Annotated in this window: 2 protein-coding genes and 1 pseudogene; all 3 read left to right on the plus strand. The window is 48.3% G+C overall.

What is annotated here, in order from left to right; genetic code table 11:
* Positions 1 to 110: 110 nt before the first annotated feature.
* Complete coding sequence (locus tag SJ312_RS23135) at positions 111 to 563, plus strand: NAD(+)--rifampin ADP-ribosyltransferase Arr-2 (protein ID WP_000237816.1); 453 nt, start codon at positions 111 to 113, stop codon at positions 561 to 563.
* Between the two features lie 245 nt (positions 564 to 808).
* Positions 809 to 2,065: an EreA family erythromycin esterase gene (gene ere(A), locus SJ312_RS23140; RefSeq protein ID WP_015059985.1), complete on the plus strand. Its 1,257-nt coding sequence runs from the start codon at positions 809 to 811 to the stop codon at positions 2,063 to 2,065.
* An 85-nt stretch (positions 2,066 to 2,150) separates the two neighbouring features.
* A pseudogene (locus SJ312_RS23145) lies at positions 2,151 to 2,238 on the plus strand (ANT(3'') family aminoglycoside nucleotidyltransferase); the annotation flags it as partial.

Raw genomic sequence — 2,238 nt, forward strand, 5'->3', positions numbered from 1 at the left:
ACGCCGTGGGTCGATGTTTGATGTTATGGAGCAGCAACGATGTTACGCAGCAGGGCAGTCGCCCTAAAACAAAGTTATGCAGCCAAATCCCAACAATTAAGGGTCTTAAAATGGTAAAAGATTGGATTCCCATCTCTCATGATAATTACAAGCAGGTGCAAGGACCGTTCTATCATGGAACCAAAGCCAATTTGGCGATTGGTGACTTGCTAACCACAGGGTTCATCTCTCATTTCGAGGACGGTCGTATTCTTAAGCACATCTACTTTTCAGCCTTGATGGAGCCAGCAGTTTGGGGAGCTGAACTTGCTATGTCACTGTCTGGCCTCGAGGGTCGCGGCTACATATACATAGTTGAGCCAACAGGACCGTTCGAAGACGATCCGAATCTTACGAACAAAAAATTTCCCGGTAATCCAACACAGTCCTATAGAACCTGCGAACCCTTGAGAATTGTTGGCGTTGTTGAAGACTGGGAGGGGCATCCTGTTGAATTAATAAGGGGAATGTTGGATTCGTTAGAGGACTTAAAGCGCCGTGGTTTACACGTCATTGAAGACTAGTCCTTTGCATAACAAAGCCATCAAACCGGACGCCAGAGATTCCGCGCCTGTTGCGCATGGCTTCGCCATTTTATGCGCAATAGGCGCGCCACCCTGTCGCCGTTTATGGCGGCGTTAGAATCACTGAAAACTAAAAATAATTGCACAATCCGGCTCTACAGGTGGCAGAAGAAGTTATGACGGCATTGAATGGTTGAAAAAATTAAGACAATTCAGGACAATGAAATTATTGGCGAAGCGAACGCATGACAGCAATGAGCGCAAAGGCTAAAAAAATGACATGGAGAACTACCAGAACACTTTTACAGCCTCAAAAGCTGGACTTCAATGAGTTTGAGATTCTTACTCCCCTGGTTGAGGGCGCCCGAATTGTCGGCCTTGGCGAGGGCGCTCACTTTGTCGCGGAGTTTTCACTGGCTAGAGCTAGTCTTATTCGCTATTTGGTCGAGAGGCATGATTTTAATGCGATTGGTTTGGAATGTGGGGCGATTCAGGCATCCCGGCTATCTGAATACCTCAACTCAACAGCCGGTGCTCATGAACTTGAGCGATTTTCGGATCCACTGACCTTTTCTTTGTATGGCTCAGTGCTGATTTGGATTAAATCATATCTACGCGAATCAGGAAGAAAACTGCAGTTAGTCGGAATCGATTTACCCAACACCTTGAATCCAAGGGACGACCTGGCACAATTGGCCGAAATTATCAAGGTCATCGATCACCTCATTAAACCGCATGTTGATGAGCTGACTCACTTGTTGGCATCCATTGATGGTCAGTCGGCGGTTATTTCATCGGCAAAATGGGGGGAGATGGAAACGGCTCAGCAGGAGAAAGCTATCTCAGGGGTAACCAGATTGAAGCTACGTTTGGCATCTCTTGCCCCTGTCCTGAAAAAACATGTCAACAGCGATTTGTTCCGAAAAGCCTCTGATCGAATAGAGTCGATAGAGTATACGTTGGAAACCTTGCGTATAATGAGAACTTTCTTCGATGGTACCTCTCTTGAGGGAGATACTTCCGTACGTGACTCGTATATGGCGGGCGTAGTGGATAGAATGGTTCGAGCAAATCCGGATGTGAAGATAATTCTGCTGGCGCACAACAATCATTTACAAAAAACTCCAGTCTCCTTTTCGGGCGAGCTTACGGCTGTTCCCATGGGGCAGCACCTCGCAGAGAGGGAGGAGGAGGATTACCGTGCGATTGCATTCACCCATCTTGGATCCACCGTGCCGGAAATGCAATTCCCATCGCCCGGCAGTCCTCTTGGATTCTCTGTTGTGACCACGCCTGCCGATGCAATCCGTGAGGATAGTATGGAACAGTATATCATCGATGCCTGTGGTACGGAGGATTCATGTCTGACATTGACAGATGCCCCCATGAAAGCAAAGCGAATGCGGTCCCAAAGCGCCTCTGTAGAAACGAATTTGAGCGAGGCATTTGATGCCATCGTCTGCGTCCCAAGCGCCGGCAAGGACGGCCTGGTTGACCTATAGTAAACCGGTAGATGAAAATGATGGAGAATAACCTGCCAATCCACCGGACGGTTTTCAACCGCCGGTGATCAGCGCGTTAAACATCATGAGGGAAGTGGTGATCGCCGAAGTATCGACTCAACTATCAGAGGTAGTTGGCGTCATCGAGCGCCATCTCGAACCGACGTTGCTGG

The organism is Providencia sp. CIM-Carb-044, from assembly GCF_033901115.1.
Lineage (GTDB): Bacteria > Pseudomonadota > Gammaproteobacteria > Enterobacterales > Enterobacteriaceae > Providencia > Providencia hangzhouensis.

Excerpts from the sequence above, each read along its gene's own strand:
- SJ312_RS23135 (WP_000237816.1), top strand. The coding sequence starts at position 111 with ATGGTAAAAGATTGGATTCCCATCTCTCATGATAATTACAAGCAGGTG.